The following is an 8,646-nucleotide window of genomic DNA, read 5'->3' on the forward strand; positions in this document are numbered from 1 at the left end:
AGCGGAGCAGCCGGTCATGAATGGGCTGTGCGGCAGCACCACAGGTCGGGCACGCCAGGGCGGCGCCTTGGCAGCCAATCTCGAAATCGATCCGGCGGTCGGTGGTGTTGAGCTTGACGTTCTCGACAACCCACGGCGCTTGCAACCCCAGCGCATTGGTGAACAGCGCTTCCATTTCAACACTCATCAGACACTCCCATGCTCAACACCAACCCGACGGACCTGCCGACAAGCCCAAGGCGACCTGCCCATCAGCATCCACTACCAGCGGCTATTGTGCATGTTGGTTTCCACACGAAACGACGAGGAGCCCTTGCGTTTCTCCGCGATGCGCTGTCCATACCCGGATCGACCCAGGGAAATGCGGGAAGCCTGCTGTGCTGAATGTCCCATATCCATACCCCCGTTCCTGTGCGGCAAGATAATAGATTCGCAGGAACTATAAATCCAAACTTCCGCACCTTAGTCTAGGCGATTACCCTTGGGATCTCCAGATTCTCTTGGACATGCGTATCGCGCAGTGCGTCAAATAAAACTGATCTTATCTGGCGAGCGGATTGCTGAGCGGCCATCCCCAAGGATTCGCGGTGCGCGGCTCTGGATTCCAGATAATCAGTACAGTAGCGAAACATAATGCCATTGCAAATATCCATACATTTGTTGAACAATAAGCGGGGCATCGAGGCAGTCAATGCGTTCGGTGTTTTGAAGGACTGCGCCGGCGTGCTGGTGCATGACTGCCGGGCGCCAATCACACGGATGTCCTTGCAGGACAATGGATCTTCCTGCGCGCATGGGCTTACACTCCTGGGCCCGCATGCCGCCGATCTCCCGCACCCCGCCGCTTTCATCCATTCATCCCTGTCCGACAGATACCCAGGGCCTGCGCCTGCAGTCCGGCTCCCGGGCCCTGCGCGCCGGGGTCGAGCTGCTGTCCTCAATGCGCTTTGCGATCTCGCTGCTGACGCTGATCTGCATTGCCTCGGTGATCGGCACGGTGCTCCGGCAGCACGAGCCGGCGGTCAACTACGTGAACCAGTTCGGTCCTTTTTGGGCCCGGCTCTTTGCCGCGCTCGGGCTCGACGCGGTGTACGGCGCCTGGTGGTTCTTGCTCATCCTGGCGTTCCTGGTGCTGAGCACCTCGCTATGCATCGCGCGCAACACGCCGAAAATTCTCGTCGACCTGCGGACCTGCAAGGAAAACATCCGCGCGCAAAGCCTCGTGGCCTTTCACCACCGGGCGCAGGCGGATCTGCCCGCGTCTGCCGAGGCGCAGGCGCGCCGCATCGGCGCACTGCTCGCGGGCGGCGGCTGGAAGGTGCGCCTGCAGCAGCGCGACAGCGCGGCGGGCCCCGCAACGGGCTGGATGGTCGCCGCCAGGGCCGGCGCCGCGAACAAGGTCGGCTACATCGCCGCGCACAGCGCCATCGTGCTGGTGTGCCTGGGCGGGCTGCTCGACGGCGACCTCATGGTGCGCGCCCAGATGCTGCTCGGCGGCAAAACGCCCTACCAGGGCGGCGGCTCGATCGCCGACGTGCCGCCCGGGCATCGCCTGTCCGAGCGCAACCCCAGTTTTCGCGGCAACCTGCTCGTGGCCGAGGGCGCACGCTCGGGCACGGCCGTCCTGAACCAGTCCGACGGCGTGCTCTTGCAGGAGCTGCCGTTTGCCATCGAGCTCAAGAAGTTCATCGTCGAGTACTACTCCACCGGAATGCCCAAGCTGTTCGCGAGCGAGATCGTCATCCACGACAAGGCCACGGGGCAGAAGACGCCGGCGCGCGTGGAGGTGAACCATCCTGCAAGCTACGGGGGCGTGGAGATCTACCAGTCGAGTTTTGACGACGGCGGCTCACTTGTGCAGCTGCGCGCCGTGCCCATGGCGGCGGGTGTCCACGCGTTCGAGGTGCAGGGCGTGGTGGGCGGCTCCACGCAGCTCACGCGCCAGGGCAGCGGAGCGGGCAGCGAGTTGCTGACGCTGGAGTTCACGGCGCTGCGCGCGATCAACGTCGAGAACTTTGGCGCGGCAGACTCCGACGGCAATGGCGTGGACGTGCGCGCGGCCGTGCAGGCGCGCCTGGGCGCGGCGAACAAGACCGCCACCCGAAAGGAACTGCGCAACGTGGGCCCCAGCGTGGGCTACAAGCTGCGCGATGCGGCGGGCCAGGCGCGTGAATTCCACAACTACATGCTGCCCGTGGACATGGGCGACGGCGTTCCGGTATTCCTGCTGGGGGTGCGCGAATCACCGGCGCAGCCCTTTCGCTACCTGCGTATTCCGGCCGACGGGCAGGGCGCAATGGATGGCTTCGTGCGCCTGCAGGCCGCGCTTGCCGACCCCGACGCGCGCGCGCAGGCCGTGCGCCGCTACGTCGCGCAGGCCGTGGACGCCACGCGCCCCGATCTGGCCGAGCCGCTGCGCCAGTCCGCCTTGCGCGCGCTGGCGCTGTTTGCGGGCCAGAGCCCGGTGGACGGCAAGCCCGGCGGCGGGCTACAGGCCATCTCCGACTTCATGCAGGCGAATGTTCCCGAGGCCGAGCGCGCGCGCACGAGCGAGGTGCTGGTGCGCATTCTCAACGGCTCTTTGTTCGAGTTGGCCCAGTTGTCGCGCGAGCGCGCCGGCCTGCCGCCGCTGCCGCAGGACGAACAGACCCGGGGCTTCATGACGCAGGCCGTGATCGCGCTCAGCGACGCGCAGATCTACCCCGCGCCGATGGCCTTTGAACTCAAGGATTTCACGCAGGTGCAGGCGAGCGTCTTCCAGGTGGCGCGCGCGCCTGGCAGAAACGTCGTCTACCTGGGCTGCGCCTTGCTGATTCTGGGCATTTTTGCCATGCTCTACGTGCGCGAGCGGCGCGTCTGGGTCTGGCTCACCCCCCGGGGCGACGGTTGCCAGGCCAGCATGGCCCTGTCGAGCAACCGCAAAACCATGGACGGCGATCAGGAGTTTGCCCGGCTCGCACAGAAACTGATCGGAGTCCCACCCCACGAAAGCAGCGCATGCATACCGCCACCACGACCACCACGATCACCCTGAACCAAGGTTTCTTCGCCCGGCGCAGCGGGTTTGACTGGCTGTTTGCCGCCATCGTGGCCGCGGGCGGCCTGTACGCGCTGCAGCGCTACGGCGGCTACATGGACGCCTACGAGCAGGGCATCCTGCTCGGGGCCATTCCCGGCGCGCTCTGGCTGGGCTGGTTCTGGCGCCCGCTGCGGGTGCTGATGCTCGTCGTCGCTGCGGCGGCGCTGCTGGCGATCGGCCTGTACCAGCAAGACGGCGCGGGCAGCCTGGCGCGCGCCGAGACGGTGTTCGCCCTGAAATACTTTCTGTCAAGCCAGTCCGCGATCCTGTGGATGAGCATGCTGTTCTTCATGAGCACCGCCTTCTACTGGATCGGCATGTTCGCGCGCGGCGAGGGCCGGACCATGGGCCTGCTCGGCGCGCGCATCGCCTGGGCGGCGCTGGCCATGGCGCTCATCGGCACGCTGGTGCGCTGGTACGAGAGCTACCTCGTCGGCACGGACGTCGGCCATATCCCGGTGAGCAATCTGTACGAGGTGTTCGTGCTGTTTTGCTGGATGACCACTGCGTTCTACCTGTACTACGAGCAGCAGTACGGCACGCGCGCCTTGGGCGGCTTTGTGATGCTGGTGGTGAGCGCCGCGGTCGGCTTCCTGCTCTGGTACACCGTGGTGCGCGAGGCGCACGAAATCCAGCCGCTGGTTCCCGCGCTCAAGAGCTGGTGGATGAAACTGCACGTTCCGGCAAATTTCATCGGCTACGGCAGCTTTGCGCTGTCCGCCATGGTGGCGTTTGCCTACCTCGTCAAGCGCCAGGCCGCGCAAACCCGCTGGTACCGGCTGGCGCCCCTGTGGCTGCTGGGCGTGGCGCTGTGCTTTGAACCCGTGGTCCTGCGCCAGGGCGCAAGCGAGAACGCGGGCAGCTACTGGACGGTGTACTTTGGCGTCTCGGCCCTGATCGTCGCGGGAATCCTGCTCGGGCGCACGCGCATTGCGCAGCGCCTGCCGGCGTTCGAGGTCCTGGACGACATGATGTACAAATCCATCGCCATGGGCTTTGCGTTCTTCACCGTCGCCACCGTGCTCGGCGCGCTGTGGGCCGCCGAGGCCTGGGGCGGCTACTGGAGTTGGGACCCGAAGGAAACCTGGGCGCTGATCGTCTGGCTGAACTACGCCGCCTGGCTGCACATGCGGCTCATGAAGGGCCTGCGCGGCACCGTATCCGCCTGGTGGGCGCTCACGGGCCTGGCGGTCACCACCTTTGCGTTTCTGGGCGTAAACATGTTTTTGAGCGGGCTGCACAGCTATGGCACGCTCTGAATCTGCCGGAGGCGGGCCACCAGGGGGCGCAACATTTGGCGACCTGCCGCGCCCGGGCATGCCTGCCGATGGCGCCTAGAATCGCGCCTTCAGCCCCTGGATGTAAACCATGAACCGCTGCACCACGACCCCACCCCTTCCGCCCCCCGCACGCCCCCGCTGGCGCGCATGGTTTGTCTGCGCCTTGCTTGCCACGCTGCTGCCCGCCGCCGCGCAAGCGCAGTCCGCGCCGGGCGCGGGCCGCAGCTTTCCGCAGCGGGCGCTGCGCGGCATACTGACTCTCGTGAGCACCTCCGAGGCCACACTCAACGGCCAGCCGATCCGCCTTGCGCCGGGCCTGCGGCTGTTCAGCCCGCAAAACGCCTTGGTCATGGCGCATCCCCTCATCGGCCAGCCCCTCCGGGTGAATTACCTGATCGAAGTCAGCACGGGCATGCTGCACACCGTCTGGATCCTGACCGAAAACGAAGCCGCGCAGCCCCGCAAGGGCAGCGCAGCGATCATCAGCAACATCGTCACCCACCCGAACGCGGTGTCGAAGTAGCGCGCAATCCGTGCGCGTTGGCGCACCTGCCGGATGCGCAGTCGCCGCGCCACGCAGGCAGCGGTGTCCATACGCCATTTGGGAAAATTTCCATGGTCAAAAAAGTCTTCATCAAAACCTTTGGCTGCCAGATGAACGAGTACGACTCGGACAAGATGGCCGACGTGCTGCGCGCCGCGCAGGGCTACGAAACCACCCGAAACCTGGACGAGGCCGACCTGATTCTGTTCAACACCTGTTCCGTGCGGGAAAAGGCGCAGGAAAAGGTCTTCAGCGACCTGGGGCGCGTCAAGCACCTCAAGGCCCGGGGGGTCAGGATCGGCGTGGGCGGCTGCGTGGCGAGCCAGGAGGGCGCGCAGATCATCGAGCGCGCGCCCTATGTGGACCTGGTGTTCGGCCCGCAGACCCTGCACCGCCTGCCCGAGATGCTCGAACAGTGCGAGCGCCTGGACCGGGCGCAGGTGGACATCAGCTTTCCCGAGATCGAAAAGTTCGACCACCTGCCACCCGCCCGCGTCGAAGGCGCAAGCGCCTTTGTCTCGGTCATGGAAGGCTGCAGCAAATACTGCAGCTACTGCGTGGTGCCCTACACGCGCGGCGAAGAGGTGAGCCGGCCCTTCGACGATGTGCTGGTGGAGGTGGCGGGCCTGGCCGAACAGGGCGTCAAGGAGGTCACGCTGCTGGGCCAGAACGTGAACGCCTTCCGGGGCCGGATGGGCGACACGGCGGAGCTCGCCGACTTCGCGCTGCTGCTCGAATACGTGGCCGAGATTCCGGGAATCGAACGCATCCGCTTCACCACCAGCCACCCCAACGAGTTCACGCCCCGCCTGATCGGCGCCTACGCCCGCATCCCCAAGCTGGCCAGCCACCTGCACCTGCCCGTGCAGCATGGAAGCGACCGCATCCTGATGGCGATGAAGCGCGGCTACACGGCCATGGAGTACAAAAGCACGGTGCGCAAGCTGCGCGCCATCCGCCCCGCCCTGGCGCTGAGCAGCGACTTCATCGTCGGCTTCCCGGGCGAGACGCAGGACGACTTCGACAAGACGATGCGGCTCATCGACGAGATCGGCTTCGACAACAGCTTCAGCTTCCTCTTCAGCCCCCGCCCCGGAACGCCGGCCGCCAGCCTGCACGACGCCACGCCGCACGCGGTGAAGCTGCGCCGCCTGCAGCAGTTGCAGGGGGTCATCGACGCGAACATCCAGTCGCTCAGCGCCGGCCTCGTGGGCACGGTGCAGCGCATTCTGGTGGAGGGCGCATCCCGGCGCGACGCCGCCGAACTCATGGGCCGCACCGAGTGCCGGCGCACGGTCAACTTTGCCGGCCCGCCCCACCTGGTGGGGCAGATGCTCGACGTGACGATCACCGAGGCCCGGCCCTACACGCTGCGGGGCGCGGTGCCTGCGCCTGCCGCAGCCCGGACCGTCTGAGGTGCAGCGGGACGGACGCGACCATGCCCCCGGAAAGCCCGCACAGCGCGCCCGGGCGGACATCCGGTTCGCATGGACCCTCGTTTCAGCAACTCCTGCTGTTGGCGTTCCTGCTCCTGGCCGGCCTGCTCGGCGCGAGTTCGCTGCGCGCGCTCCACACCCTGGAGCAGCTCATGCTGCAAAGCCGCGATGGCGCTGCGCAGGCCACCGATCTGAGCGCAGCAGCGCAGGCGCTGAGCCAGCGCGGGCAGGCGCTGGAGCGCGCCGCCCGGCAGTCTCTGGTGCTGCACGACCGGCCCTTGCGCCGCAGCTTCGAGAGCATGTCCGTGGAGGCGCAGGCGATTCTCGAACGGCTGCGCGCAGGGGCGCTGCCTGCGGACCAGGCCAGGCAATGGCGCAGGCATCTGGACGCAATCGAGGCGCTGCTGGACGCGCCCCCGGAGCGGGCGCTGGACAACGAGCGCCTGGTGGCCGAGGAGTTCGTGGCGCTGGCCGCGCTGCACGCCGCCATCGTCGCATCGGTGCAGGACATGAATGCCCGGCGCGCCAAGGAATTGCAGGGCCGGATCGAGGCCAGCCAACGCAACGTGACGCACCAGGTGGTGGGCGCGATCGTTCTGGCGCTGGCGCTCGCGCTGGCGCTGGGAATCTGGCTGGCCCGCCCGTTCAAGCGCCTGGAAGGCGCGATCCGCCGGCTCGGCGAGAACCGGCTCGATCAAGCCGTCCTCATCAGCGGCCCCGGCGACGTGCGCCGGGTCGGACAGCAGCTCGAATGGCTGCGCCTGCGCCTGCTGGAACTCGACGCCGACAAGGCGCGTTTTCTGCGCCATGTCTCGCACGAACTCAAGACGCCGCTGGCCGCGCTGCGCGAGGGCGTGGCGCTGCTGCAGGACGGGGTGACCGGCGCGCTGAACACCGGCCAGCGCGAGGTGACGCAGATCCTGCAGCACAACACGCTGGTGCTGCAGCGCGAGATCGAGGCCCTGCTGCGTTTCAACGCGGCCGCTTTCGAGGCGCGCCAGTTGCAGCGCCAGGACACCGACCTGCTCGCGCTGCTCGAAGCCCAGGTCGAGTCCCAGCGCCTGCAATGGCAGGCGAAAGACCTGCGGGTGCAGATCGAAGGGCCTGCGCTGTCCCTGCAAATCGACGCCGACAAGATCGCTGTGGCCGTCGGCAATCTGCTCTCGAATGCGATCCGCTTTTCACCCCAGGGCGCGACGGTGCGGCTGACCCTTTCCTGCCCGCCGGGGTGGGTGCGGCTGGACGTCTCGGACCAGGGCCCCGGCGTCGCCGAGGACGACCGTGAGCGCGTGTTCGAGCCCTTCTACCGCGGGCTGCACCAGCCCGGCGACGCGGTGCGCGGCACCGGAATCGGCCTGTCCATCGTTCGGGAATACGTGGCCGCGCATGGCGGCCAGGTGCGCGTGGTGGACGCTGGCGATCACTCCTTTTTTCGCATGGAGCTGCCGCATGCCTGACCATCTCGCGCTGCACGCCGGCGCCGCTTTGCGCCGCTTCCTCTCGCCGGGCAGGGCGGCCTTGCTCGGGGCGTTCCTGCTGGCCGGCTGCGGCGCGCCCGACACCCGGCCGGCGCCCACCATGCCTGCCGCCGCGGCGCCCGCCGACGCAGCGTCGTCAACGCCAGGGGACGGGGTCGCGCCGCCGGCCCTGGAAGACCCGGTCGCGCAGTGGCTGGCGCAGGCAGCGCGCATCCTGCGCCTGGCGCCGGCCGACCTCCCGCAGGAGATCGCCCGCCTGGACGCGGCGCAGGAAGCCTCCCGGCAGGTCCCGCTGCTGCTCGCCATGGCGCTCGCGCAGACCCGCCAGCCAGCAGACACGGCGCGCGCGCTGGGGCTGGTGCAGCGGGTACTGGGCGACAACGCCCCGGCCGCCCAGACCCTGCACCCCTTGGCGCAGTTGCTCGAGTCGCGCCTGCTGCTGCAGCGCCGGCTGGAAGAGCAACTCGACCGCCAGGCCCAGCAGCTGCGCGATTCCCAGCGCCGCAACGAGCAGCTCAACGAGCAGCTGGAAGCCATGCGCGCCATCGAGCGCAGCCTGACGACCCGCCCCGCAGCGCCGCCCGCATCCGGCAACGGCGGCGCGCGCCCCCGGCCCGCGCAATAACGCCGCGCCGCAACGCCCATGGCCGCCCCCCCCGCGCGCATCCTCATCGTCGACGACGACGCCGACATGCTGCGGCTGCTCGCGCTGCGCCTGAGCGCCGCAGGCTACGCGGTGGTGGCCGCAGAATCGGCCGAGGCCGCGCTGGCGCAACTCGACCTGGTGCACCCGCAGCTCGTGCTCAGCGACGTGCGCCTGCCGGGACGC

General features: G+C 68.0%; 8 protein-coding genes and 1 pseudogene. 7 read left to right on the plus strand and 2 right to left on the minus strand.

Annotated elements, in window-relative coordinates:
- Window positions 1–187 (minus strand): annotated as a pseudogene (locus VTU_RS32830) (ISL3 family transposase); the annotation flags it as partial.
- A gap of 280 nt (window positions 188–467) precedes the next feature.
- Window positions 468–776: a hypothetical protein gene (locus tag VTU_RS32835; RefSeq protein ID WP_138927901.1), complete on the minus strand. Its 309-nt coding sequence runs from the start codon at window positions 774–776 to the stop codon at window positions 468–470.
- Between the two features lie 41 nt (window positions 777–817).
- Here VTU_RS32835 and VTU_RS0114375 point away from each other — a divergent pair, with 41 nt between their 5' ends.
- From VTU_RS0114375 to VTU_RS27365, 7 genes are all read left to right on the plus strand, one after another.
- Window positions 818–3,034, plus strand: coding sequence for a cytochrome c biogenesis protein ResB (locus tag VTU_RS0114375; RefSeq protein ID WP_010105349.1), 2,217 nt, complete (start codon window positions 818–820; stop codon window positions 3,032–3,034).
- Entirely contained in the window at window positions 2,998–4,338 is a 1,341-nt protein-coding gene (ccsB, locus tag VTU_RS0114380; protein ID WP_010105350.1) for a c-type cytochrome biogenesis protein CcsB, read from the plus strand. Before VTU_RS0114375 ends, ccsB begins: the two co-directional genes overlap by 37 nt.
- Window positions 4,339–4,447: 109 nt before the next feature.
- The gene (locus tag VTU_RS0114385; protein ID WP_010105351.1) at window positions 4,448–4,882 is read left to right on the plus strand and encodes a hypothetical protein; all 435 of its coding nucleotides are present in this window, start codon (window positions 4,448–4,450) and stop codon (window positions 4,880–4,882) included.
- Between the two features lie 92 nt (window positions 4,883–4,974).
- Window positions 4,975–6,318, plus strand: coding sequence for a tRNA (N6-isopentenyl adenosine(37)-C2)-methylthiotransferase MiaB (gene miaB / locus VTU_RS0114390; protein WP_010105352.1), 1,344 nt, complete (start codon window positions 4,975–4,977; stop codon window positions 6,316–6,318).
- Between the two features lie 23 nt (window positions 6,319–6,341).
- Window positions 6,342–7,796, plus strand: a complete 1,455-nt coding sequence (locus VTU_RS0114395; protein WP_029554415.1) for a sensor histidine kinase — start codon at window positions 6,342–6,344, stop codon at window positions 7,794–7,796.
- Complete coding sequence (locus tag VTU_RS0114400; protein WP_010105355.1) at window positions 7,789–8,442, plus strand: hypothetical protein; 654 nt, start codon at window positions 7,789–7,791, stop codon at window positions 8,440–8,442. Before VTU_RS0114395 ends, VTU_RS0114400 begins: the two co-directional genes overlap by 8 nt.
- A gap of 18 nt (window positions 8,443–8,460) precedes the next feature.
- Window positions 8,461–8,646: response regulator (locus VTU_RS27365; RefSeq protein ID WP_010105357.1), on the plus strand; the 186-nt coding region annotated here is incomplete at its 3' end.

The organism is Verminephrobacter aporrectodeae subsp. tuberculatae At4 (assembly GCF_000193225.1).
GTDB classification, from domain to species: Bacteria; Pseudomonadota; Gammaproteobacteria; order Burkholderiales; family Burkholderiaceae_C; genus Acidovorax; species Acidovorax aporrectodeae.